The sequence below is a fragment of the Woronichinia naegeliana WA131 genome (assembly GCA_025370055.1).
GTDB classification, from domain to species: Bacteria; Cyanobacteriota; Cyanobacteriia; order Cyanobacteriales; family Microcystaceae; genus Woronichinia; species Woronichinia naegeliana.
The window spans coordinates 255,369-280,825 of sequence record CP073041.1 but is presented as its reverse complement, the minus strand read 5'-3'; the positions used below and the strand labels follow the sequence as shown (position 1 = coordinate 280,825).

23 protein-coding genes and 5 pseudogenes are annotated in these 25,457 nt (G+C 41.4%); 21 read left to right on the top strand and 7 right to left on the bottom strand.

Features of this window, described 5'->3' with window-relative positions:
* Positions 1 to 90: 90 nt before the first annotated feature.
* The 6 genes and pseudogenes from KA717_01485 to KA717_01460 all read left to right on the top strand — a co-directional run bounded on the left by KA717_01485 (position 91) and on the right by KA717_01460 (position 5,051).
* Positions 91 to 1,428, top strand: a pseudogene (locus KA717_01485) (IS5 family transposase).
* Positions 1,429 to 1,721: 293 nt separating this feature from the next.
* On the top strand, positions 1,722 to 2,207 hold the full coding sequence (locus KA717_01480) for a hypothetical protein (GenBank protein ID UXE61671.1): 486 nt from the start codon (positions 1,722 to 1,724) through the stop codon (positions 2,205 to 2,207).
* A 93-nt stretch (positions 2,208 to 2,300) separates the two neighbouring features.
* On the top strand, positions 2,301 to 2,888 hold the full coding sequence (locus KA717_01475) for an IS1634 family transposase (GenBank protein ID UXE61670.1): 588 nt from the start codon (positions 2,301 to 2,303) through the stop codon (positions 2,886 to 2,888).
* A gap of 70 nt (positions 2,889 to 2,958) precedes the next feature.
* The gene (locus tag KA717_01470) at positions 2,959 to 4,284 is read left to right on the top strand and encodes an IS4 family transposase (GenBank protein UXE64521.1); all 1,326 of its coding nucleotides are present in this window, start codon (positions 2,959 to 2,961) and stop codon (positions 4,282 to 4,284) included.
* A 70-nt stretch (positions 4,285 to 4,354) separates the two neighbouring features.
* Positions 4,355 to 4,825: pseudogene (locus KA717_01465) on the top strand (IS1634 family transposase).
* Positions 4,815 to 5,051: a hypothetical protein gene (locus KA717_01460; GenBank protein ID UXE61669.1), complete on the top strand. Its 237-nt coding sequence runs from the start codon at positions 4,815 to 4,817 to the stop codon at positions 5,049 to 5,051. The pseudogene KA717_01465 and the gene KA717_01460 overlap by 11 nt, the downstream one beginning before the upstream one ends.
* 143 nt (positions 5,052 to 5,194) lie before the next feature.
* Here KA717_01460 and KA717_01455 read toward each other — a convergent pair whose 3' ends face one another.
* Positions 5,195 to 5,476, bottom strand: a complete 282-nt coding sequence (locus KA717_01455) for a hypothetical protein (protein ID UXE61668.1) — start codon at positions 5,474 to 5,476, stop codon at positions 5,195 to 5,197.
* Between the two features lie 125 nt (positions 5,477 to 5,601).
* Here KA717_01455 and KA717_01450 point away from each other — a divergent pair, with 125 nt between their 5' ends.
* Both KA717_01450 and KA717_01445 read left to right on the top strand, forming a co-directional pair.
* A complete protein-coding gene (locus KA717_01450) occupies positions 5,602 to 5,955 on the top strand; it encodes a hypothetical protein (protein UXE61667.1) in 354 nt (117 codons plus the stop codon).
* 223 nt (positions 5,956 to 6,178) lie between these two features.
* On the top strand, positions 6,179 to 6,667 hold the full coding sequence (locus KA717_01445) for a hypothetical protein (protein UXE61666.1): 489 nt from the start codon (positions 6,179 to 6,181) through the stop codon (positions 6,665 to 6,667).
* Here the strand turns inward: KA717_01445 and KA717_01440 are convergent.
* Positions 6,640 to 7,921: pseudogene (locus tag KA717_01440) on the bottom strand (ISKra4 family transposase). The gene KA717_01445 and the pseudogene KA717_01440 overlap by 28 nt on opposite strands.
* 78 nt (positions 7,922 to 7,999) lie before the next feature.
* On the opposite strand from KA717_01440, the gene KA717_01435 reads away from it, so the two are divergent.
* Complete coding sequence (locus KA717_01435; GenBank protein ID UXE61665.1) at positions 8,000 to 8,173, top strand: hypothetical protein; 174 nt, start codon at positions 8,000 to 8,002, stop codon at positions 8,171 to 8,173.
* Between the two features lie 15 nt (positions 8,174 to 8,188).
* Here KA717_01435 and KA717_01430 read toward each other — a convergent pair.
* A pseudogene (locus KA717_01430) lies at positions 8,189 to 9,470 on the bottom strand (ISKra4 family transposase).
* 110 nt (positions 9,471 to 9,580) lie between these two features.
* Between KA717_01430 and KA717_01425 the strand changes: the two are divergent.
* The 7 genes and pseudogenes from KA717_01425 (at position 9,581) to KA717_01395 (ending at position 14,379) form a co-directional block, all read left to right on the top strand.
* Positions 9,581 to 9,751, top strand: coding sequence for a hypothetical protein (locus KA717_01425; protein ID UXE61664.1), 171 nt, complete (start codon positions 9,581 to 9,583; stop codon positions 9,749 to 9,751).
* Positions 9,752 to 9,757: 6 nt separating this feature from the next.
* A complete protein-coding gene (locus KA717_01420; protein ID UXE61663.1) occupies positions 9,758 to 10,186 on the top strand; it encodes a hypothetical protein in 429 nt (142 codons plus the stop codon).
* Entirely contained in the window at positions 10,152 to 10,652 is a 501-nt protein-coding gene (locus KA717_01415) for a hypothetical protein (GenBank protein UXE61662.1), read from the top strand. Before KA717_01420 ends, KA717_01415 begins: the two co-directional genes overlap by 35 nt.
* A 102-nt stretch (positions 10,653 to 10,754) precedes the next feature.
* Positions 10,755 to 12,092 (top strand): annotated as a pseudogene (locus KA717_01410) (IS5 family transposase).
* A 239-nt stretch (positions 12,093 to 12,331) separates the two neighbouring features.
* Positions 12,332 to 12,760, top strand: coding sequence for a hypothetical protein (locus KA717_01405; GenBank protein UXE61661.1), 429 nt, complete (start codon positions 12,332 to 12,334; stop codon positions 12,758 to 12,760).
* Positions 12,761 to 12,858: 98 nt separating this feature from the next.
* A complete protein-coding gene (locus tag KA717_01400) occupies positions 12,859 to 13,179 on the top strand; it encodes a hypothetical protein (GenBank protein ID UXE61660.1) in 321 nt (106 codons plus the stop codon).
* Positions 13,180 to 13,246: 67 nt separating this feature from the next.
* Positions 13,247 to 14,379 (top strand): IS630 family transposase gene (locus KA717_01395; protein UXE61659.1). Its coding sequence is split into 2 segments (ribosomal slippage): positions 13,247 to 13,667 and positions 13,667 to 14,379, totalling 1,134 coding nucleotides; the frame shifts between segments, so codons are not numbered across the junction.
* Between the two features lie 687 nt (positions 14,380 to 15,066).
* Here the strand turns inward: KA717_01395 and KA717_01390 are convergent.
* On the bottom strand, positions 15,067 to 15,471 hold the full coding sequence (locus tag KA717_01390; GenBank protein ID UXE61658.1) for an ISAs1 family transposase: 405 nt from the start codon (positions 15,469 to 15,471) through the stop codon (positions 15,067 to 15,069).
* Positions 15,472 to 15,487: 16 nt separating this feature from the next.
* Positions 15,488 to 16,615: an ISAs1 family transposase gene (locus KA717_01385; protein ID UXE61657.1), complete on the bottom strand. Its 1,128-nt coding sequence runs from the start codon at positions 16,613 to 16,615 to the stop codon at positions 15,488 to 15,490.
* A gap of 197 nt (positions 16,616 to 16,812) precedes the next feature.
* Here KA717_01385 and KA717_01380 point away from each other — a divergent pair, with 197 nt between their 5' ends.
* A complete protein-coding gene (locus KA717_01380; protein UXE61656.1) occupies positions 16,813 to 18,756 on the top strand; it encodes a S9 family peptidase in 1,944 nt (647 codons plus the stop codon).
* A gap of 85 nt (positions 18,757 to 18,841) precedes the next feature.
* Positions 18,842 to 19,768 (top strand): homoserine kinase, encoded by a 927-nt coding sequence (thrB, locus tag KA717_01375; GenBank protein UXE61655.1) that lies wholly within the window; start codon positions 18,842 to 18,844, stop codon positions 19,766 to 19,768.
* A gap of 95 nt (positions 19,769 to 19,863) precedes the next feature.
* Here thrB and KA717_01370 read toward each other — a convergent pair whose 3' ends face one another.
* The gene (locus KA717_01370; GenBank protein UXE61654.1) at positions 19,864 to 20,037 is read right to left on the bottom strand and encodes a hypothetical protein; all 174 of its coding nucleotides are present in this window, start codon (positions 20,035 to 20,037) and stop codon (positions 19,864 to 19,866) included.
* A 702-nt stretch (positions 20,038 to 20,739) separates the two neighbouring features.
* Here KA717_01370 and leuC point away from each other — a divergent pair.
* Positions 20,740 to 22,143 (top strand): 3-isopropylmalate dehydratase large subunit, encoded by a 1,404-nt coding sequence (leuC, locus tag KA717_01365; GenBank protein UXE61653.1) that lies wholly within the window; start codon positions 20,740 to 20,742, stop codon positions 22,141 to 22,143.
* Positions 22,144 to 22,198: 55 nt separating this feature from the next.
* Here the strand turns inward: leuC and KA717_01360 are convergent, their stop codons facing one another.
* On the bottom strand, positions 22,199 to 23,380 hold the full coding sequence (locus tag KA717_01360; protein UXE61652.1) for an aspartate aminotransferase: 1,182 nt from the start codon (positions 23,378 to 23,380) through the stop codon (positions 22,199 to 22,201).
* Positions 23,381 to 23,979: 599 nt separating this feature from the next.
* Here KA717_01360 and KA717_01355 point away from each other — a divergent pair.
* Together KA717_01355 and KA717_01350 are read left to right on the top strand one after the other, a co-directional pair.
* Positions 23,980 to 25,128 carry a hypothetical protein gene (locus KA717_01355; GenBank protein ID UXE61651.1) on the top strand — a complete coding sequence of 383 codons (1,149 nt, stop codon included), beginning with the start codon at positions 23,980 to 23,982 and terminating at the stop codon, positions 25,126 to 25,128.
* Positions 25,129 to 25,228: 100 nt separating this feature from the next.
* Positions 25,229 to 25,453 (top strand): DUF433 domain-containing protein, encoded by a 225-nt coding sequence (locus tag KA717_01350; GenBank protein ID UXE61650.1) that lies wholly within the window; start codon positions 25,229 to 25,231, stop codon positions 25,451 to 25,453.
* Positions 25,454 to 25,457: the final 4 nt, after the last annotated feature.

Sequence of the window (25,457 nt, the reverse complement as noted above, 5' to 3'; positions counted from 1 at the left end):
GAAAAATAGTAGGCGAATTAAGAACCGCTAGAATGCACGAAAATAGGGTAGAATGCCTCAAAACCATTGCATTAAGAAGAGAGAAAGCAGATGTACCGAAAGCAACAGTACTCAATTGAAACACCAGAAAACTTGAAAAATCTGTTCGGCGGGCAGTTAGACGAAGAAAATCGTTGGATAGAAATGTCAAAAATGATTCTTTGGGAAGAATATGAGGAAGAATATGCAAAAAACTTCACAGAAAAAAAAGGAGCCCCAGCCAAATCATTTAGAATGGCATTAGGAGCATTAATTATCAAAGAAATTTCAGGAAAAAGTGACAGAGAAACAGTAGAACAAATAAAAGAGAACCCTTATTTACAGTACTTTATAGGAATGGAAAGCTATAGTAGCAAAGAAGCATTTAATGCGTCAATGATGGTTCATTTTCGTAAAAAAATAGGAATGGAATTAATAAATAAAATTAATAAAGAAATAGAAAAAAAAGCGACGGGTGTAGCGTCAGAAAAAAAAGAAAATGAAGGAAAGTTATTGTTAGATGCGACTTGTACACCAGCAGATATAAAATATCCAACGGATATAGGAATATTGAATGATGCCAGAGAAAAAACAGAAAAAATAATAGATAAGCTGTATGAAGAAATAAAAGAGAAAAGGAAAGAAAAGCCGAGGACTTATAGGGAAGTGGCAAGAAAAGAGTACTTAGCCATAGCAAAAAAACGTCGTGTGTCAAAAAAAGAAAGAAGAAAAGGAACAAAAAAACAACTAGGATATATAAAAAGAAACTTGTCTCATATAGAAAAAATGATAGAAGAGGGAGCAAAGTTAGAAAAACTAACGAAAAAAGAGCAAGAAGAGCTTGTAACGATAGGAAAAGTGTATGAGCAACAGTTAGAAATGTATGAAAAAAAGACAAATAAAGTAGAAAACAGAATTGTGAGTGTAAGCCAACCTCACGTGCGTCCAATAGTGCGTGGAAAAGCGGGAAAAGCAGTAGAGTTTGGAGCTAAAATATCGGCAAGTAATGTGAATGGCTTTGTCTTCTTAGACAAATTAAGTTGGGATAATTACAACGAATCGGGAGATTTACAAGCGCGAATAGAAGAATATAAAAGGGAAACAGGATGTTATCCGGAATCGGTTCATGTGGATAAAATCTATCGAACAAAAGCGAATCGAGCTTATTGTAAAGAAAGGGATATAAGAATGAGTGGTCCCCGATTGGGAAGACCGCCGAAAGAGGTGAGCAAAGAAAAAAAGAAAGAGGCACGCTCAGATGAAAGAGTGCGTAATGCCATTGAGGGTAAATTCGGACAGGGAAAGAGGAAATTTAGTCTTGGTCGAGTGATGGCCAAACTACCTGAGACCTCGGAAACGGTAATTGCGATGAACTTTTTGGTAATGAATCTTTCTACTCTACTTCAGAAGACAAAAAGTAAAAAGTTGTAGAGTCGTTTTTCTTGTGAAAAATGGTGTTAATTTTCCTCTCTTTTGTGAGGAGTGATTTGTGTTGACCTTTTTAGACAGAAAGGAACAATAGATTAAACAAAATCTGTATTTTGATTTGTTTCCATAAGGATAAGTTATCTATGCTTTTTCAGTCCATACTTCCCTAACCCACATTTCTTTCGTTTTTTGACTTTTTCAGCAAGCCCTATTTAAATGATTACCTTTTTTGACTCTTTCATTTACCTCGTTAAGTATTTCTACTTATTGCAAAGGTGAGATGCTCCCAGAAATTATTTCTAGAAGCAATGATGACGGTAGCGGAATTATTTGAAAGGAGTGCAGAATCTCTCCAGTTATTTACAGATGGAGAAAAGCGATATAGTCAACTGCTATTTAATATTTGTCACGAAGTATTAAGGACTGGAAAGCGAGGTCGTCCCACCAAAGTATTACCGAAGGGTCTTGTGGTAAGACTAAAAAATAAGAGTAGTAAACGTCGAGATTCTGAGGGTAAACTAAAGAAAGTAGAAACTCCGAAACCAGAACATCCAGAGACAACAGAAAAACCAGAAGAAAAGGACGTCCATGCCAACCACGTTGAGGCATTTAATAGTGCTATCCGACGCTATTTAGCCGCCTTTCGTCGTCGTACAAATACTTATGCTAAATCTGTTGTGGGATTACAGCGAGTCCTAGATATTTTCTGGATCCCACATTCCGCAGGTTGTCGAAGAGGAGCACTAGTTCACGCGAGCTAGTATCGGTACTTGTGCATTGATTTCGGGCAAGGATAAAAAATGTCAATAAAGTTCTAAAATGGAGTCTTGTCTTAGATAGAATCAACAGTAAAAATGAATAACCTAAATATTAAAGACCTCGACCACTTAGGAATCGTAGCGGGAATTATAGATGAAATGGGTTTAGTAGAAATTATCGATGAGGAAGTGGGAACTCATCCTCAAGAAAAGCTCAGTGTAGGTACAATAGTAAAAGCAATGATATTAAACTGCTTAGGATGTATCAATGCTCCGTTATATTTGTTGAGTGAGTTTTTTAAAGGAAAAGCATTAGAACACCTATTAGGAGAAGGAATAAAAGCAGAAGATTTAAATGATGACAAGCTAGGAAGGTCATTGGATAAGGTATTTGGAGTGGGGGTAAAAAACCGGTTCACGAAAATAGTCCTAAAAGCGGCAGCAATCTTTGGAATAGAACAAAAGTCAAAGCATTTAGACTCAACCTCAATGTCTGTACAAGGGAAGTATAAGGAAAGGATAGAAGATGAGGAAGACGAGCAGACAAAAGCCATAAAAATAAAATTTGGTTATTCCAGAGATAAACGACCAGACCTAAAACAGTTTATGTTAAATATGATATGTAGTGGAGATGGTGGTCATTGGTGTCAACTTAAGCCAAAATGCCTACTCACAAAAGATTAGCCTAAAAGCAGGCGGAAGTAAGAGTAGGCTGAAAAAAAGGTTAGTATATAAAAAAGTGAGCAAAAAACAAATGGCAAGACAACATCCTCGGAGAAAAGGAAACCCAGACTTACGTCGTAAGACAAATCAGCCAGGGGTAGAAATCCCTGAAATAACAAAAGAGTTGTTTGAATTACTAGAACCCACAATGTTTACACCATTAAAATATTTACAGGGAACTCATGAGAAAATGATGAGAGATAGGGTATTAAATTTACCAGTAATGGTGGCATTAGTGTTAAGTATAGTGTATCGTCAAATAGCGGGTATAAGTGAAGCGGTAAGACTGTTAGAGGAAGAGGGATTGCTATGGGTAGCATCATTAAAAGTAAGCAAACAGGCAGTATCAAAAAGAATGATGAATGTGCCAGCCGAAATATTTGCAATATTACTAAAAGAAGTGTTAGAAAAAGCAGCCGAAAAAGGGAAGAAGCTCCAAGTAGGAGAAAAATGGGAAAAAATAAGAGAAAAGTTTAGTGCAGTGTGGATAGCAGATGGCTCAACGCTAGAGCAGATAAGGAAAAATATGAAAATAAGTAAAGAAGAAAAGAGTAAATTGGGGGGTAAAATAATGATGGTAGTGGAAGCCTTTACCCAAAGACCCGTTACTTTATGGTACACAGAAAATGATAAATCAAATGATAAAATATGGTGTAAAGAATTGGCAGCTAAATTACCAGAAAATGGTTTAATTCTCGTAGATATGGGATTTTTTAGCTTTGTGTGGTTTGATTTGTTAACAGAAGCTAAAAAGTTTTTTCTAACCAGATTTAGAGCGGGTACATCTTACAAAACCAAACAAGTATTGTCTCAAGGTAGTCATTACAGAGATGAGATTATCATTATGGGAAATTACCGTTCTAATCCTTGCAAGCATCCGGTGAGATTAGTCTCAGTATTATGGGGAACAATCTGGTATCAGTATTTAACAAATGTGTTGTCTCCCGAACAACTGTCCGCCGAAGAGGTCTGTGATTTATATCGAAGACGATGGACAATCGAAGAAGCCTTTTTATTAACGAAAAGACTTTTAGGACTAGCCTATTTATGGGTAGGGAATAAGAATGGTGTCCAAATCCAGATTATTTGCACTTTGATTTTCTATACGGTCTTAAATCAATTGGTAGGGGAAGTGGCGATTGCTCTAAATCAACCGAAAGAAAAAATCTCAGTAGAGATGGTGTTTCGGAGTCTATACTATGTAGCGAAGGCTATTGCTAGAGGAGAAAAGCCTGATACAGTAACCTATCTGGCTGAACGTGCTAAGTTATTTGGTTTGGTCAAAGCTGAGAGAAAGCGACATCGAGAAAAGGCCGCTCTCAATCAACAAATTTGGGAACCCATTCCTTTAAGTTGACACGGATGAACAAGGGGCTACCCCTCTCGGTTTTCATTACCACTTAACTGGGCAATTAAGCCTTGATTCCTCTTGCTTGGAAGCCGCATCTAAACGGGCTGGACGTTTTATTTTAGCTACTAATGTTCTTGATTCTCAGGTTTTGAGTCCCGACCAGATGTTGGCTGAATATAAGGCTCAACAAAACACCGAGCGCGGCTTTCGCTTTCTCAAAGACCCTTTCTTTTTTGCCTCTGCTCTTTTTCTCAAGAATCCTCAACGCATTATGGCTTTGATGATGATTATGGTTGTCTCTTTATTGGTTTATACTTTGGCACAACGTCGCCTACGACAGGCTTTGGCTCTTGCCCATCAGACTATTCCTAATCAAAAGGGTAAACCGACCGCCATTCCCACTCTGCTTTGGGTCTTTCAGTCTTTTCTGTTTATCCGTTGGTTAGAGATTGACGGCATTCAAACTATCGTTAATTTGACCTCCAAACACAAACATATTCTTTCCTTTCTTGGCTCTTCATGTCAAAAGTACTACTTTGTCTCTTGACTTACCTGCGGAATGTGGGCTAGAACATCAAAGACAACTGCATAGTCGCAACGGTAGGGATAATCTTCAAACTCTATTCGGTGCCATCAAAATACCTAGTGACAATCAAATCCGCAATATTCTGGATAAAATCAAAGCCAATTCGTTATTTGTGGTGTTTAGTGACATTTATCAACTACTAACAGCAATTCTAAATTTGCGCTGTAGCAAGAGTTTCAGGTTTTAGTTCGCGTAATACGGGGTAAAATTCAACGGGATTAACAAGTTCATTTTACGAGTCTTCAGGCTTTTAGGCGCAATAGTACATACAGGATTGCCCCAAAAACCCCCTTTGAAATGTTCTTTAAATCCCTAAAAGGCTTGCTGTGTCTAAAACTGAGAATTGCTGAGACTAATCACTGCTTTTTGCTGAGGTGAGACAATTACAGGTAAAATTGCCGAATGAAAGTAAGTCACTGTCCCGTTTTTATGGGTTCGATGGGAACATTGCTCACAGTGGATATTTTGGGAGGAGAAATACTCTGTGCCATCTAGCGGAATTAGTAATTGCTTGTCTAACACCTCATACCGAGTCAATATTCCTCTGGTCTTTAGTAGTTCAGCAATTCTCAGTTTTAGACACAGCAAGCCTTTTAGGGATTTAAAGAACATTTAAAAGGGGTTTTTGGGGCAATCCTAGGCGTACTATTGTGCCTAAAAGCTTGAAGACTCGTAAAATGAACTTGTTAATCCCGTTGAATTTTCCCCCGTATTACGCGAACTAAAACCTGAAACCCTTGCTACAGCGCAAATTTAGAATTGCTGCTCACCCTACTCTCTATGAGTTTTTGGACTATGCCGAGAAGATTGGGGAAGTTTACTCTTTCCATGAGCGTCGTCGTCATGGTCGCGATTGGCATGACTATCATTATCGTTGGACTTATCACTTGCCCCTAAAAGATGGTTCCGCCGCCCTCAATACTCATTGGTTTGAGGTCACTGTTACTCGCCGTTCTGACGGTCAGGTTCTCTTTCACAACGATTGGATTACCGACCTTTTTCCCCAAGCCGATAACATTGTTGAGTTAGTCAGTGTCGCTCGCTCTCGTTGGAAAACCGAAAATGAGAACCACAGGGTAATCGCATATTAGTAGAGTGGAATCAAAAAAGAAATCTAGCTTAAAAATAGACTATATCAAAAACTAAAAAGAGAAGAAAATCAACTTAAACTCTAAAAGATTAAGTAACTGGACAGTGGGAAGTTCTCGAGCAGGGTAAGTGAGAAAAGAAAATCGGACATGCGATACCCAAGAGTGCCGTTATGTCCGAAACTGGCTGATATAGAAAATCGATAGCCAGTGCTATCTATCAATTATGCAACTATGTCAGCGACTAGAGCAAATCCTAGAGAATCTCCGTCCCGCCTTTAGCCGAGAAGCAACGTACCAATGGTTTATCCTATTAGCCTGGGGAGTAGTGCTCAACAGCCAACCGAGCGCAATAACAAGCTATGTCAATGCCTTAGGGTTAACAGAGAGCTACTACCATCAGGCACTACATTGGTTTGAATCCAAGGCATTTAACGTCAAAGGACTGACCTTGGGATGGTCGAAGTGGGTAAGTCAGCATGAAAATCTATATCGAATCAAGGAAAAACGAGTGTATGTGGGGGATGGAATCAAAGTGGGGAAAGAAGGGCGCAAGATGCCAGGGGTAAAACGACTACACCAAGAATCCGGAAATGTGGCGAAGCCAGAATGGATAAGGGGGCATTACTTCAATGCCTTGAGTGTTTTGGTGGGGGTGCGACCTTTAGTTGATAAAAGCTGTTGTAATCAGGGTTCTACAGGGAACCCATATTGATCAAGTTTTGCCCAAAATTGACTCCATCGTTCCTTGGTCAATACCAAAGCTCGTAGGCTCAAAATAATTCCTGCTCCTTTTTCCTTCCATCGCATCCCTGAACAACATAATCGTTGTTTGACCAACGTCTTACAAGCTGCTTCCGTAACACCTGAACCAATCGGATACTTTTTCTCTATGTATTCAGCATAATCCATTTGATGCTGATGATTCTCGTAATAAGTAATCGCCGCTTGTAGTTTCTCGGTAAGATTCTTAGAATGACTTTTTTCTTCTTTGACTTCTTTCATCAGATTTAGCAGTTCTCCTGCTTTTCCTTTTTCATGCTTGAGTTCTCGACAATTTTCAGTCAACCATTCTTTTTGTTTTGACACGGTATTCGGATGCAACGCTTCTGCCAAGGCACCTAAGTAACCAGAGGCATGATAGAAATCTAATATCTGTTCTTCCGTTTGCTTTTCTAAAAACTTCCAATTTGATTCTGCCCCGTCTGCTATCCCGACCAATGTTGCCTCTGGATAACGGTTTTTCGCTCGCTCAATTTCTCTTTCTAATCTTTCTAGAAAACTCTTTTTTCCATACTCTGGTGCCGCACCTAGATAGATTGTAGGTTGACGTTCGCCTTCACTATCGTATAGGGAAACGGTTCCCACCATTGCTTCACGGTAGCCATCCTCACACATCAGCATACAGGTTCCATCTAATCCTATTCCCACTGTTGCAATTTGGCTATCCTCCTTGGGCGGGGCATAACTCCACGCTTCTTCTTTTGCCTGTACCACACTTCCTACTGCTTCACTCAATCTTTGGATATAGGATAGCGCTACTTTTCTACCATGATTTTCTAATAAATCATTTTTCACCTCTTTGCCTGCCATCCCTGACATTTTTGAGGATACCTGTTTTGCCAATAATGGCGTTGATGTTATGATTATCCTTGCTTCTCTTTCTAAGGGGCAATACGTTTTTCCTCAAAGGTGAACGCTGATATACATGACGATTCACTATAACCTCACCATAAGGTGTTTGATATTCTTTCGGTTGCTCTCCCTTACTCTTCCAGATTTCTTCACCGATTTTTAAGGGTGAACCATCTGTATCTAAATATTTCAAGGCTTCTTTGCTGGCGATGCAACCTACTTCGTTTAAGCCTTTTTGAATATTTATTTCTGTATCCAACATTGAACGACTTAGTTCTAATGTTAGTTCTATTTTTATCTTTGAACCCTCTACATTAATTAGTTTTGCTGTCATCATTGTTTCCTCTTTGTCACTTTTCATCTCATGTTAACACTTTTCTTTTCCTTCATCAACTAAAGGTCGCACCCTTTGGTGGGAGCAGGAAAAGCCTGCTTTGCCTTGCCCTTAGTGTTGCGGCTAGACGATGGCATCAAGTCCAAAGCAACGGCAAAGGAAGGGAAAAAAGGCAGCAAAAAAGAGAAGACTACTCTAGTCACGAAAATGGGGGAGCTTTGCACTACCTACGCGGGTGCGACCTTTAGTTGATAAAAGCTGTTGTAATCAGGGTTCTACAGGGAACCCATATTGATCAAGTTTTGCCCAAAATTGACTCCATCGTTCCTTGGTCAATACCAAAGCTCGTAGGCTCAAAATAATTCCTGCTCCTTTTTCCTTCCATCGCATTCCTGAACAACATAATCGTTGTTTGACCAACGTCTTACAAGCTGCTTCCGTAACACCTGAACCAATCGGATACTTTTTCTCTAAGTATTCAGCATAATCCATTTGATGCTGATGATTCTCGTAATAAGTAATCGCCGCTTGTAGTTTCTCGGTAAGATTCTTAGAATGACTTTTTTCTTCTTTGACTTCTTTCATCAGATTTAGCAGTTCTCCTGCTTTTCCTTTTTCATGCTTGAGTTCTCGACAATTTTCAGTCAACCATTCTTTTTGTTTTGACACGGTATTCGGATGCAACGCTTCTGCCAAGGCACCTAAGTAACCAGAGGCATGATAGAAATCTAATATCTGTTCTTCCGTTTGCTTTTCTAAAAACTTCCAATTTGATTCTGCCCCGTCTGCTATCCCGACCAATGTTGCCTCTGGATAACGGTTTTTCGCTCGCTCAATTTCTCTTTCTAATCTTTCTAGAAAACTCTTTTTTCCATACTCTGGTGCCGCACCTAGATAGATTGTAGGTTGACGTTCGCCTTCACTATCGTATAGGGAAACGGTTCCCACCATTGCTTCACGGTAGCCATCCTCACACATCAGCATACAGGTTCCATCTAATCCTATTCCCACTGTTGCAATTTGGCTATCCTCCTTGGGCGGGGCATAACTCCACGCTTCTTCTTTTGCCTGTACCACACTTCCTACTGCTTCACTCAATCTTTGGATATAGGATAGCGCTACTTTTCTACCATGATTTTCTAATAAATCATTTTTCACCTCTTTGCCTGCCATCCCTGACATTTTTGAGGATACCTGTTTTGCCAATAATGGCGTTGATGTTATGATTATCCTTGCTTCTCTTTCTAAGGGGCAATACGTTTTTCCTCAAAGGTGAACGCTGATATACATGACGATTCACTATAACCTCACCATAAGGTGTTTGATATTCTTTCGGTTGCTCTCCCTTACTCTTCCAGATTTCTTCACCGATTTTTAAGGGTGAACCATCTGTATCTAAATATTTCAAGGCTTCTTTGCTGGCGATGCAACCTACTTCGTTTAAGCCTTTTTGAATATTTATTTCTGTATCCAACATTGAACGACTGAGTTCTAATGTTAGTTCTATTTTTATCTTTGAACCCTCTACATTAATTAGTTTTGCTGTCATCATTGTTTCCTCTTTGTCACTTTTCATCTCATGTTAACACTTTTCTTTTCCTTCATCAACTAAAGGTCACACCCACCTACGCCTACGCAGAGGCGGGAAGCTATGTGATTTTGGATGCTTACTTCGCTTGTGGAGCAGTGCTCAAAAGTTTTCGCCAAAATGCCTTGCATCTCATCACCCGAGTGCGTTGCTCTACAGTGGCATATGCTCCCTTTTCTTCCGTTCCGACCTTGAGGGGGAGGGTGCGACCTTTAGTTGATGAAGGAAAAGAAAAGTGTTAACATGAGATGAAAAGTGACAAAGAGGAAACAATGATGACAGCAAAACTAATTAATGTAGAGGGTTCAAAGATAAAAATAGAACTAACATTAGAACTAAGTCGTTCAATGTTGGATACAGAAATAAATATTCAAAAAGGCTTAAACGAAGTAGGTTGCATCGCCAGCAAAGAAGCCTTGAAATATTTAGATACAGATGGTTCACCCTTAAAAATCGGTGAAGAAATCTGGAAGAGTAAGGGAGAGCAACCGAAAGAATATCAAACACCTTATGGTGAGGTTATAGTGAATCGTCATGTATATCAGCGTTCACCTTTGAGGAAAAACGTATTGCCCCTTAGAAAGAGAAGCAAGGATAATCATAACATCAACGCCATTATTGGCAAAACAGGTATCCTCAAAAATGTCAGGGATGGCAGGCAAAGAGGTGAAAAATGATTTATTAGAAAATCATGGTAGAAAAGTAGCGCTATCCTATATCCAAAGATTGAGTGAAGCAGTAGGAAGTGTGGTACAGGCAAAAGAAGAAGCGTGGAGTTATGCCCCGCCCAAGGAGGATAGCCAAATTGCAACAGTGGGAATAGGATTAGATGGAACCTGTATGCTGATGTGTGAGGATGGCTACCGTGAAGCAATGGTGGGAACCGTTTCCCTATACGATAGTGAAGGCGAACGTCAACCTACAATCTATCTAGGTGCGGCACCAGAGTATGGAAAAAAGAGTTTTCTAGAAAGATTAGAAAGAGAAATTGAGCGAGCGAAAAACCGTTATCCAGAGGCAACATTGGTCGGGATAGCAGACGGGGCAGAATCAAATTGGAAGTTTTTAGAAAAGCAAACGGAAGAACAGATATTAGATTTCTATCATGCCTCTGGTTACTTAGGGCTTGCTGAAAAAAGCTGAAACCTTTACGGAGAAAAATAGTAGGCGAATTAAGAACCGCTAGAATGCACGAAAATAGGGTAGAATGCCTCAAAACCATTGCATTAAGAAGAGAGAAAGCAGATGTACCGAAAGCAACAGTACTCAATTGAAACACCAGAAAACTTGAAAAATCTGTTCGGCGGGCAGTTAGACGAAGAAAATCGTTGGATAGAAATGTCAAAAATGATTCTTTGGGAAGAATATGAGGAAGAATATGCAAAAAACTTCACAGAAAAAAAAGGAGCCCCAGCCAAATCATTTAGAATGGCATTAGGAGCATTAATTATCAAAGAAATTTCAGGAAAAAGTGACAGAGAAACAGTAGAACAAATAAAAGAGAACCCTTATTTACAGTACTTTATAGGAATGGAAAGCTATAGTAGCAAAGAAGCATTTAATGCGTCAATGATGGTTCATTTTCGTAAAAAAATAGGAATGGAATTAATAAATAAAATTAATAAAGAAATAGAAAAAAAAGCGACGGGTGTAGCGTCAGAAAAAAAAGAAAATGAAGGAAAGTTATTGTTAGATGCGACTTGTACACCAGCAGATATAAAATATCCAACGGATATAGGAATATTGAATGATGCCAGAGAAAAAACAGAAAAAATAATAGATAAGCTGTATGAAGAAATAAAAGAGAAAAGGAAAGAAAAGCCGAGGACTTATAGGGAAGTGGCAAGAAAAGAGTACTTAGCCATAGCAAAAAAACGTCGTGTGTCAAAAAAAGAAAGAAGAAAAGGAACAAAAAAACAACTAGGATATATAAAAAGAAACTTGTCTGATATAGAAAAAATGATAGAAGAGGGAGCAAAGTTAGAAAAACTAACGAAAAAAGAGCAAGAAGAGCTTGTAACGATAGGAAAAGTGTATGAGCAACAGTTAGAAATGTATGAAAAAAAGACAAATAAAGTAGAAAACAGAATTGTGAGTGTAAGCCAACCTCACGTGCGTCCAATAGTGCGTGGAAAAGCGGGAAAAGCAGTAGAGTTTGGAGCTAAAATATCGGCAAGTAATGTGAATGGCTTTGTCTTCTTAGACAAATTAAGTTGGGATAATTACAACGAATCGGGAGATTTACAAGCGCGAATAGAAGAATATAAAAGGGAAACAGGATGTTATCCGGAATCGGTTCATGTGGATAAAATCTATCGAACAAAAGCGAATCGAGCTTATTGTAAAGAAAGGGATATAAGAATGAGTGGTCCCCGATTGGGAAGACCGCCGAAAGAGGTGAGCAAAGAAAAAAAGAAAGAGGCACGCTCAGATGAAAGAGTGCGTAATGCCATTGAGGGTAAATTCGGACAGGGAAAGAGGAAATTTAGTCTTGGTCGAGTGATGGCCAAACTACCTGAGACCTCGGAAACGGTAATTGCGATGAACTTTTTGGTAATGAATCTTTCTACTCTACTTCAGAAGACAAAAAGTAAAAAGTTGTAGAGTCGTTTTTCTTGTGAAAAATGGTGTTAATTTTCCTCTCTTTTGTGAGGAGTGATTTGTGTTGACCTTTTTAGACAGAAAGGAACAATAGATTAAACAAAATCTGTATTTTGATTTGTTTCCATAAGGATAAGTTATCTATGCTTTTTCAGTCCATACTTCCCTAACCCACATTTCTTTCGTTTTTTGACTTTTTCAGCAAGCCCTACTTAGGTGCCTTGGCAGAAGCGTTGCATCCGAATACCGTGTCAAAACAAAAAGAATGGTTGACTGAAAATTGTCGAGAACTCAAGCATGAAAAAGGAAAAGCAGGAGAACTGCTAAATCTGATGAAAGAAGTCAAAGAAGAAAAAAGTCATTCTAAGAATCTTACCGAGAAACTACAAGCGGCGATTACTTATTACGAGAATCATCAGCATCAAATGGATTATGCTGAATACTTAGAGAAAAAGTATCCGATTGGTTCAGGTGTTACGGAAGCAGCTTGTAAGACGTTGGTCAAACAACGATTATGTTGTTCAGGGATGCGATGGAAGGAAAAAGGAGCAGGAATTATTTTGAGCCTACGAGCTTTGGTATTGACCAAGGAACGATGGAGTCAATTTTGGGCAAAACTTGATCAATATGGGTTCCCTGTAGAACCCTGATTACAACAGCTTTTATCAACTAAAGGTCGCACCCGAGGGGGAAAGGACGACCACGGCTTTGGGGGAGTTCAATAAAACTAGAAAGCCTGTTTGCTCTTGTGGAGGATTTTCCCACCGCTAAAGTCTGGCTCTATGGTCAACAAGTCTCCGTTTCTTATCAGTGCTTTGAGTTCCACTGGGATAGTCCCCATCAGCTCGTTAAGTTTGTCCTCACCCAATTGCCCAACGGACAAAGACTGATTCTGCTTTCTACTGACCTCTGTTTGACTGGACCTGAGATTATTGCCGCTTACGGTCTCCGATTTAAGATTGAAGTCACTTTTCGTCAATTAATCCATCTTTTGGGCGGCTTTGCCTATCGTTTTTGGCTTAAGGCTCTTCCTACTTTACCGACCTGGCCTAGTGGTCTGTCAAGCTAAAGATTGTGAATTTGAGGGAAAATGGAGAGGCTATTCATTACCTCAACAGATATCGTAATAAGTAACCATGCTCAAGACCTATATTGTCCGATTAAGTCAAGAAGAACGTCAGACCCTAAAAGATTTGGTATCCATCGGCAAAGGAGCGGCTTACAAAATTAAGCACGCCAATATTCTGTTAAACATTGATGTGAATGGACAAGGATGGACGGATGAGGAAGCTGCCGCCGCCTTTAGTTGTCACCGTAACACAGTCGCCAATCTCAGGGAGCGATTGGTCAATGAAGGTGTGGAGTCAGCATTAAGCCGCAAGCCCCGCAAAACGCCGCCTCGTCAACCGATTATTGATGGAGAGGTAGAAGCAAAACTAATCGCCTTACGTTGTGGAGAACCGCCTGCTGGTCAAGCCCGTTGGACATTGAGGTTACTAGCCGACAAGGCGGTCGAGTTAGAAATTGTGCCAGCAATTAGTCACGAAACCGTGCGTCAAGTGTTAAAAAAAACGAACTAAAACCTCATCTGCGACAGATGTACGTGATTCCACCAGAAAAGAGTGCCGAATTTGTGTCTAACATGGAAGATGTTCTAGAAATTTATCACCGACCCTATGACCCCAATTGTCCAGTGATTTGCATGGATGAGCAACCTATACAATTGGTCAAAGAAACCCGCCTTCCTCTACCAGCCAAACCTGGACAGCCAGAGGCGCATGATTACGAATATGAACGCAATGGAACAGCCAATATCTTTATGTTTACAGAACCCTTGTCTGGGTGGCGAAAGACAGTTGTCAGTGAACGTAGAACATCGGTTGACTGGGCAACAGAAATTAAGAATTTACTCGATAACGACTATGCTGATAACGACAAAGTCATTTTAGTATGTGATCAGCTAAATACTCACAAACTTGCCTCACTATATGAAGCATTTGAGCCTTCCACGGCTCGTCGTCTAGTCGAACGGTTGGAAATTCACCATACCCCAAAACATGGCAGTTGGCTTAATATTGCTGAAAACGAGCTGTCCGCAATGACTCGGCAATGCCTAGCTCGTCGAATTCCAGATCGGGAAACTTTAGAGCAAGAAACAACGGCTTGGTACACTCAGCGCAATCATTCCCAAAAGTCGGTAGATTGGCAATTCACGACGGCTGAGGCTCGTATCCGTCTCAAGCGTCTTTATCCACAAATAGAAAATTGACAGACCACTAGCAATCTTATCCTCCCTGACTATCCCCAAACTGTTCAGACTCAGATTTTAAACAAAGTAGAAGCCTTTGAGCGTTTTGTTAATCTTCATGTCATTGTTCTCGGCTTACTTCAAATTCTTTCCTTAGAGTTACCCCAGGGGATTTGGGCTAATTTCCCTCGCTGGTTTCGGACTCTACCCTCCCATGGCTATCCTAGTGAACGCATTGCTCAACTAGCCATCCAACATCAAGCCCCAATGATTTTTCCTCAAAGTCCACCTAGTCTGCTTTTGCCTAAATTCCTTGCCGCTAAACTTGACCCTTTTCCAAGTCCTGATAGACTTACTTTGGCCGCATAGTCATTACCTTCTCTGCCATCCATAAACTTCCCACTGTCCAGTTAAGTAATTTCGCTAATTCATAATTGTTGGTGTCAATATTTTGCCAATCCTCCTATTTGGGGCTTGCTGAATAAGGATGAAATCCTTGCTAGACAATACTTTCAGGCATTTTACAAACGATCAGATGCAAGGTTATGGCATTTGGAGGCTCAAAATCCATGCACTTTGCTGGAAAAATGTGAGGTAAAACTGGAAACTGAGCTCTGAAGTCACCATTTTTCGCGCCCTGTGGCATCTAGGTTCGTTTTGTGGACTTTTTCAGCAAGCCCTATTTGAAGCTAAATATACTCATGAATATCACTCCCGTGAACTAGCTGCTAAAACCTGTAGAAGAAAATTGTTGTCCATCGCCGCCAAATAACGCTTCATCTTCAAGCTTTTTTGAGATGGCTCATGTTTAAGCAAATTAATACTTAAACGACGGAGCAAGCCCAAATTATCAGCCGCATTACCTTGACGCACTCGACTCGCATCCTCATTAAAAGTGACATCTAAAACCCAATGCAGACTATTTTCAATACTCCAGTGAGAACGAATCACATGGCTATGACGTTCGGCATCCGTAGGAAGACTGCTAATATAATAGCGAAACGTCTCTGTTGTTTTATGACCGAATTGAGTTTTACTTTTAACCATCACAACAGTTGCTAAACCGACCCACTGATTTTGGCGATGCAATGCGGAAAGCTGATTGATTGACACTCAGGGCAAACGCATCTTATCCGAGTAAAACCTTAAGGAGATAGTCCTCGTCCCAACCAGCGCGTAGCCGTTTATTCTTGATACCAAGTTTCAGAGTATTTTCCTTTGTGAGCAAGTTAAGAGCGATATGGCGTAAGACGGCTAAATTCTCAGGAGCAAAATCCTTACGAATGCGACAAGCATCCTCGTTGAAGGCCAAGTCTAGAACCCAATGTAAAGAGTTTTCTATCAACCAATGACTACGAACAGATTGGGATAATTTTTGAGCATTACTCGGCAGGCTACTGATATAGTAGCGAGTCTCATACTCTGTTTTGTCTTTCAATCGTCTCTCCGCTTTAATCATACAGATGCTCGTCAACTTTGCCCATTTCTCCCCACCCAGCAAAAATTCTGTTTGTTCCATCGTCCAGCAACGGCGAATTTCAATCCGTCCATGTCCCTTGTCTATTGTTTGATGAAAATCATGCTTAATTCCCACAAAATTAACCGATTGAGCATGAGCAAATAATTGTTCAACATCCTCACATAAATTACCTTGATTGCCTTTCAATGCCAAAACATAATCTCCCCCTCGCCCTACTATCTGTTGGGCAATCTTTGTCTGAGTTCCCATGGCATCAATCGTTACGATACAACCTTTGACCTCTAGCATTTTCAGGAGTTTAGGAATCGCCGTGATTTCATTCGATTTGCTTTCCACCTTGCACTGTCCTAGTACTAGACGATTTGCTGTTGCCCATGCACTTACCATCTGAATTGCGCCCTTTCCGTTGGCATTGTCATAGGAGTGGCGAAGGGTTTTGCCGTCAATCGCTATCACTTCTCCTTCACTTACCTCCGCTATACTTTTGACCCAATGCAGAAAACAGTCTTGAAATTGCTCTGGATTCAGACTAGCAAATACACGCGCAAACGTATCGTGGGAGGGGATGCCATTCGGCAATTCCAAAATTTTTTTTAGCCATTGATGTTTAGCCTTGCCGAAACTTTCCATGGCTACCCAACCTTCTGCTCCACAAATAACGGCTAAGATGGCAATCGTTAGAATATCAATGAGTTTATGCCGTTTTGTTCGTTCGATGCGAGGGTCATCTATTTCGGCAAAGTGTTCTACCAGTCTATATTTGGGTCGGAGTTTCATCGCTTTTGTTTTCTATGCACTTTCCCTTATTTTCCCTTATCCATCCCTCTATAATGTTCTTGTATCTGTATCATTTTTAGATGCGTTCGCCCTGACTGAATCGCTGACTTCTAGGATAATTTCCGGTTGTCATGTCAGTATAATAATAGTGATCGCGGTATGATGGGAACGCTGGAAATTCTGGAGAATGCCTAACCATGACTGAGATCCAAACTGCCTCTTTTGGTGCCTGGAAATCACCCATTAATGCTGATGCCATTTTAGCGGGAAGTATTGGTTTAGGAGCCGTTGCACTGGATCAGGGTGGGATCTATGGGTTAGAGTCCCGACCGACGGAAAAGGGTCGTAGTGTCTTAGTTCAATATTATGCTGATGGTAGTCAAACGGATCTTACGCCAGCCCCCTTTAATGTACGAACCTGTGTCCATGAATACGGTGGTGGTTCTTTCTTAATTGTCAACGGCACAATTTATTTTAGTCATTTTGCAGATCAACAAATTTATTGGCAAACGGCAGATCAGGAACCGCGATCGCTGACTAGAGAGGCTAATAAACGTTATGCAGATTTTATTTTAGATGAAGCAAGAAACCGTTTAATTGTGGTCTGTGAAGAGCATGGGGATAATGGTTCTGAACCCAGTAATTATTTAGCGACCGTCGATCTAGCCACCGGAACCGTTCAAACCCTAACGTCAGGCTATGATTTTTATTCTTCTCCTCGCTTAAGTCCTGATGGTCATCAACTGACCTGGATTACCTGGCAGCATCCTGATTTGCCCTGGGACAGTACCCAATTATGGTTAGCGGATCTGAATGAAGAAGGGCAGTTAGAAAATATTGTTTGTCTAGCTGGTCAGACGGAAATTGAAGCAATTTCTGAACCCAAATGGTCGCCGGATGGGATGCTCTATTTTGTCAGCGATCGCGGTGGTTGGTGGAATTTCTATTGTTATAATGGCGGAGAAATTGAAGCCGTTTATTTAGCTGAAGCCGAATTTGCCTATCCTCATTGGGTGTTTGGTTTATCGACCTATCTTTTTCTCAATGATCAGCAAATAATTTGCACCTATAGCCAAAATGGTTGTTGGTATTTGGGAGAACTGAATCTAGATAGCCGACAGTTAACAACCTTTACGCTTCCCTATAGTGATTTTTCCTCATTAACCCATCAAGGAGAAACGGTATTTTTTATTGGTAGTTCTCCGACTAGCTCTGCGGCGATCATTGCTTTTAATGTGGTCAGTCAAGATTACCGAGTCATTAAAAGATCGAGTGATTTGACAATTGATGTTAACTATATTTCCGTGCCTGAAGCGATTCGTTTTCCAACCGAAAAAGGTTTAACTGCCTATGCCTGGTATTACGCCCCTAAAAACCCTGATTATCAAGCTCCTTTAGGAGAATTACCTCCGCTCGTTGTTAAAAGTCATGGTGGCCCCACCGCCGCATCTTCTAATTCTCTGAGTTTAAAAATTCAATATTGGACGAGTCGAGGATTTGCCTATTTAGATGTTAATTATGGTGGCAGTACGGGTTACGGTCGGGCCTATCGTCAACGTTTGGATGGCCAATGGGGAATTGTGGATGTGGATGACTGTGTGAATGGGGCTAAATATTTAGTCAATCAGGGCAAAGTTGATCCGCAAAAGTTGGCCATTTCGGGTGGTAGTGCGGGGGGTTATACGACCTTAGCCGCTTTAACTTTCCGAGATACCTTTAAGGCCGGAGCCAGTCATTATGGGGTCAGTGATCTAGAAGCTTTAGCCAAAGATACCCACAAGTTTGAGTCTCGTTATCTAGATCGTTTAATTGGTAAATATCCTGAAGAACAAGCTCTTTATCAGGCGCGATCGCCCATTCATTTTACCGATAAGTTAGCCTGTCCAGTGGTCTTTTTCCAAGGTTTAGAAGATAAAATTGTGCCGCCTAATCAAGCAGAAATGATGGTTGAAGCGTTGAAACAAAAAGGTTTACCTGTTGCCTATGTGGCTTTTGCGGAAGAACAACATGGTTTTCGCATGGCGGCTAATATTAAACGAGCATTAGAGGGTGAATTTTATTTTTATTCACAGATTTTTGGATTTACCGTAGCAGACGAGATCGAACCTTTAGAAATTTTAAATCTTACCCCGTCGCAATAATTTAGGGGCCATCCAATTCCAGCTTAACTTCTCATCTCTGCATAAACTGAATCGCCTATTCTCAACTGAGAGACCATCGAAAATTATGACCTCCTTTATTGTCACTGTTCCCGCTACGACTGCTAACCTGGGCCCTGGTTTTGATTGTTTAGGGGCTGCCCTTAACCTTTATAACCAAGTCACCTTTACCATTCCCTCTGAGGCGATCGCCGATCTAGTCATTACCGTCACCGGCGAGGAAGCGGATCGCGTTAGTACTGATGAAAGTAATTTACTTTACCAAGCCTTTCTGAAATTCTACCAATCTATTGAACAAACCCCGCCCCCCATCCAGATCGAGATTAATTTGGGAGTTCCCCTGGCTAGAGGCTTAGGCAGTTCCGCTACTGCTATTATTGCGGGCTTAGTGGGAGCCAACGTGATTGCGGGTAAACCCCTTCGTCAGGCTGAAATTTTGGATTTAGCGATCGCAATGGAAGGCCATCCCGATAATGTCGCACCGGCCCTATTAGGAAGTTGTCAATTGTCTGTCGGTAGCGATGAAGATTGGCGTATTGTGCCGTTAACTTGGGATTCAAGACTGATTCCGATTGTGGCCATTCCCAACTTTGAATTATCCACGGAAGCCGCCCGTGCCGTTTTACCGCTTCAATATTCCCGTGCCGATGCCATTTTTAACGCTTCCCATTTAACCCTTTTAGTACAAGCATTAAAGTTGGGTCGAGGAGATTGGTTAACGATCGCGATGGAAGACAAAATTCATCAACCCTATCGCCAAAGTTTAATTCCTGGCTATGCGGCGGTTAAAGCTGCTGCTCTCGAAGCGGGAGCCTATAGTCTTGTGATCAGTGGAGCCGGGCCCACTCTATTGGCGATCGCGCCTATTGAAAAAGCCCCCACTGTCGCCACCACGATCCAACAGGTTTGGCAGACGGAAGGCATCAAAGCCGAAACTAAGGTTTTGGAATTAGATCTCTGGGGTGCAAGAGTCAAAGAGTTAAATTCTGATTAAGATATCAAGTTAGGTTAGGTTTATTGGTTAAAACGATTCTTTGATATTAGGATGGGTCAGAGCGATCACTTTTAAAGTCCTAACCCATCTAAAAACTACTTCTGCTGTTTTAAAATAACTTGGATTAAACCCGTTAGTGATTGACTGAGGATAGCCAGTAAAATTGCGATCGCCAAAATAATGCTGGTGGGTGATTCTCCATTTTTGACGAGAGTTTGGGGATCAACGGGGTTAGAAAGTTGGGCAGGTTGGGCTTGAGTCGTTTTCATAAGAAAAGGATGGGAGTTTGGAAACTCAGCGTCTTTAGACCTGAGAGGAAAAACGACTCAGGGGAATTTATTCCCCTTGCGCTATAATTTAGGTGTGAGTAGGAACAACTATCTACGCATTGAACCCTCCTAGTGTGGTGAAATCCCAGCTAATCGAGTAAGCCTATTGAGAGGTGACACAGACAATGGCAAGCAATGGCAGGTGGGGGAGCGTACCAAACTGGCTGAGTGATGGACTCTGAAAACAAGCAAAAAAAGAAAGGTAAACACAATGGCAGCACCGCGAGGTAGTTGTTTTGAGTGATAGAGGTGCTTTGACTACACCTTTGAGGCTCAAACTTTGGGCTATTCAAGAATCTCAGTGTCTTCAGACCTGAGAGTGTCAAACCTGAGTTTATTTTCTAGAATCAGAACGATGCGGGCAATGGTTCAGTCTGATTATTGGAATTGCATCAAACCCCTGTGCAGCAAGGGATACAACGATTTTTGCCCTGAATCACTAAAATCCTTACAGGGCAAGACTTTCAGGCTATTTAACAACTAGGCTGAACCAGTGCCTCCCAGACACTTTAACTTTAAATCGTCAACCAATTTTCTCTCACGGTTTAGTCTTTAACCTAGAGATAGCAGGAATCGCTGCTAAAAAAGCTATGATATCAACAGATAGAATTTTAATGCCCCTCAACAGTGACACAGCCTTCCATGAGCGAGAGAACCCTATTCGATAAAGTCTGGGACTTACATACCGTCAAGATTTTGCCATCAGGCCAGACCCAACTCTTTATTGGACTGCATTTGATTCACGAAGTTACCAGCCCCCAAGCCTTTGCCATGTTACGGGAACGGAGTCTTCAGGTGTTGTATCCCGATCGCACGGTGGCAACGGTGGATCATATTGTGCCGACGGATAGTCAGGTGCGTCCGTTTAAGGATGATCTAGCGGAAGAAATGATGCAATCCCTAGAACGCAATGCTGAGGAAAATGGGATTCGTTTTTATAATATTGGGTCGGGCAATCAAGGCATTGTCCATGTTATTGCGCCGGAACAGGGTTTAACCCAACCAGGAATGACGATCGCCTGTGGAGATTCCCACACTTCTACTCACGGAGCCTTTGGCGCGATCGCTTTTGGCATTGGCACTTCGCAAGTACGAGATGTATTGGCCTCCCAAACCCTGGCCTTAGCCAAACTGAAGGTGCGTAAAATCGAAGTCAATGGTGATTTGGCTCCTGGGGTTTATGCCAAAGATGTGATTTTGCACATTATTCGTAAACTAGGGGTCAATGGTGGAGTCGGTTATGCCTACGAGTATGCCGGATCGACCTTTGCCGCTATGTCAATGGAAGAGCGCATGACAGTGTGTAATATGTCCATTGAAGGGGGAGCCAGATGCGGTTACATTAACCCCGATCAAGTCACCTTTGATTATTTACAGGGTCGAGATTTTGCCCCGACTGATGTGAATTGGGAGCAAGCGGTTCAATGGTGGCAGGCGATCGCCAGTGATGAGGATGCGGTCTATGACGATATTGTCACCTTTAAAGCTGAGGAGATTGAGCCGACTGTGACCTGGGGCATTACTCCTGGTCAGGGCTTAGGGGTGAGCGAAACCATTCCTAGTCTCGAAAATCTGCCCGACAGCGATCGCGTTTTAGCGACTGAAGCCTATCAATATATGCAGCTTAATCCGGGAACACCTATTCAAGGCACAAAAATTGATGTCTGTTTTGTGGGCAGTTGCACCAATGGACGTTTGAGCGATCTCCAAGAAGCGGCCAAATTTGCCAAGGGACGACAGGTGGCTAACGGGGTCAAAGCCTTTGTCGTACCAGGTTCCGAACGGGTTAAAGCCGAAGCCGAAGCCCAGGGATTAGATCAGATTTTTGTGGCTGCTGGTTTTGAATGGCGCGATGCCGGTTGCTCCATGTGTTTAGCCATGAATCCCGATAAACTGCAAGGCGATCAGATTAGTGCCTCGTCCTCTAACCGCAACTTTAAAGGTCGTCAAGGTTCGTCAACGGGTCGTACTTTGCTGATGAGTCCGGCGATGGTAGTGGCTGCTGCGGTTACGGGGCAAGTCACCGATGTGCGGGAACTGCTTTAGCGCATTCAGATTGAGGGCTAGATTATTAAGTTTTAGTCGGTTAATAACTAACTTCTTAATAGTGAATGCCCGCTTCCTGTAAACGTTGTAAGGCTTCCCCTAAGCGATCGCAATCTGCAATCAAACTAATCCGCACATACCCTTCGCCCCCTTCCCCAAAGGCACTCCCTGGCGTAAACACAACCCCCGTACTTTCTAAGACATTGAGGGCAAAATCTGCTGAACTTAAGCCTGGGGGACAGGGAATCCAAAGGTACATCGTTGCTTTAGAAGGGGTCAGATTCCAGCCCAGTTCTCCTAACCCTTTCACCATAAAATCTCGCCGTTTTTGATAGCGATTTTGGGCTTCTAAAATATAACTTTCTGGTAACTGGAGGGCAGTTTCGGCTGCTTTTTGGACAACACGAAAAATACCATAGTCAAAATTGGTTTTTAGGGTTCGTAAGCCTTGAATAATATCAGCATTACCGACCACAAAGCCCACTCGCCAACCTGCCATTGTATAGGTTTTGGACAAGGTATGAAATTCCACACTAATTTCCTTGGCTTTGGGAATTTCTAATAGGCTAGTGGGTTGATAGCCATCGAAGGCTAATTCTGCATAGCAAAGGTCATGAACTAGGAGAATTTGATAATGATGGGCCCAGGTGACAATCTCCTCAAAAAAAGCTTTGGGGGCAACGGCACTGGTGGGATTATTGGGATAGTTAAAAAAGAGTATTTTGGCCTGTTGGGCTACCTTTTCAGGAATGGCGGCGAGATCAATTAACCAATCTTTTTCCGCCGAGAGCAGGAGGGGATAAATTTTTCCACCGGCAATAACTGGCCCACGAAAATGAACAGGATAGGAAGGACTCGGAACTAAGACCACATCCCCTGGATTGATATAGGTCAGGGCTAAATGGCCTAAACCTTCCTTGGAGCCGATCAGGGGTAAAGCTTCACTGTTGGGATCAAGTTCGACTTGGTAACGTCGGTAATACCACTGGGTAATGCTTTCCCGAAAGCTGGCCATGCCTTCAAAGGGTGGATAGCCGTGGGTTTGAGAGTCTCCCAGAGCCGCGATCGCCGCATCAATAACCGGTTGAGGGGCTGCCCCATCAGGATTTCCCATCCCTAAATCAATTAAATCTAGGCCTTGTTCTCTGGCGATGGCCTTTAATTCATCAAGACGAGCAAAAACGTAGGGGGGAAGGGCTTTTAACCGATCTGCACGGCTAATCCAATTCAAACTCATTTGCAGGTGACAGTTTATACAGGTAATCAACCATTGTCGCACCTTAAGGTCTCTCTTGGTCAGGGAAATTTTAAGGTTTTCCAAAACGGCGATCGCGGGTTTAGACGCTTTTGTCCTGGGAAATTTACAGTATGAGGTCAATGTCTCTGAGGAACGAATGACATAAAAGAGACGGAAATAGATACGATGGTTTAAACTCGCATCAGTGGGGCGTTGCCGAATCTTCAGCCGAAAACCCTACTCTGAATCCAGGCAGCGATCGTCGTCTCAACTCTCATCAAAAAGCGATCGCAGACCTCGTTTTAATTCTGTTCTCAGGAGAAAAGAGTATGCTAGTCGGTATAGCACGCTGTTTGGAATATTATACGGAAAACTTCTTGCGATCACGCTATTTGGGAGTATTATATAGAAAGATTATGAATAAGATCCTTATTTGGGGTAATATATGGAAAGTTTCCGTATAATTCATAGTTATGCCGTAAGTCTTTGATTGGGGTGGGAGCAAGTATCTGGCTAAATGCACTAATACTGTATATACGTTTACTGTATATACGCTATGGGCTTTTATTGGTTGACAAGAACAAGAATTCAGTTTGAACATGATCAATATTTTTTACTCTTGGCAGTCTGACTCACCATCATCAACAAATCGTAATTTTATTAAAAGTGCTTTAGAAAAAACTATTCAATCGTTGAAGAAAGGAAGTGAAGATATACAAGTTGAGATGCGTGTAGATACTGCTACAGATGCGCTACCCGGTTCTCCAGATATTGCTGCTTCTATCTTTGAGAAGATATCAAATAGTCAAATATTTCTCTGTGATGTCACGATTATCAACTCTCCGTCCACAGTTGAAAAAATAATAAGATCTTTAACCAAGAAAATTGTGAGACAAACCCCTAATCCTAATGTTTTGGTTGAGTTGGGTTTTGCTGTTAGTTGCTTAGGTTGGGACAAAATTATTTGTGTTGTAAATACTGCTCAAGGCAAAGTAGAAGATTTACCATTTGATATTCGTGGTAGGCGAATGTGTGCTTACCGCTATCCAGATTCTTCCAAATCGAAAGAAGAGATTAAAAGTCAATTAGTAGGAACGCTGAAATATGCGCTTATAGATATTATAGGAAGCCTTGAAGCTGTTCAAAATATTGAGTTAATCAATGTGATTATTTCAAAAAAGTTTTGTGATCGTGTTAACTATCTTGGAGTTTTCTTGAATTACTTTCTTGCAGATGAGCTGGGTCATGAAGCGGCAGAAGAATTAGTTAATAACAGTGTTTGTACTGTTGTTGAGCATTATGACCCAGCTTCTGTTGACTCTATTATTAGCGTCTTTACAAAGAAGAATCTAGATGAACCGTCTAACTTGCCTTCATCTTCAGGAGAAAGAGCTTCTTGGAAGGAGTTTTTTATTGTAGCCCTAGAAAAAATTAGTAACGAATCTGAGATTTTATTGATGAAATATGGTAGTTCAGGAGATCAAACTTTAATTTATGAATTAGAAAGGATCAAAGATTTTACTGGAAGTGTAATAGGTGCTGCTCATAGTAATGATTCAAAGTATATGAAGGAAACATATGCGGATGAGGTAAGGCGCAAAGTATATGCAGAATCTACGCTAAAACCCTACTTTTTGGAACTAATTGGGATACGTATGCTTGCAATCAGGTATCTTAGCTCTCCTAGTACGACAGCTAAGATACAGCCTAAAGTTCTACCTGGCGAAACATTGAAAATTCAGTCATAGCTCTACACTACGACCTTAGACACAAACGGCATAACAACCCTGGTGCACCGGATTGACCTAAGCCGCTTGCGGGATGGCAAAGCTTCATCAAGAAAAACCCATGAAAAATTCTATCACAATTGATCCAGATATTTGCAATGGAAAACCCATTATCGCTGGCACAAGAATTTCCGTACAAACCGTTATGGAGTTTTTGGGAGCAGGAGATTCCATTGAAGAAATCCTAGAAGAATATCCTTCCCTCTCCAGAGAAGATATTTATGCCTGTCTCCAATTTGCTACAAAATTAATGGCCAATCATTATGAAATCCGAAAAGTCGCATGAATGG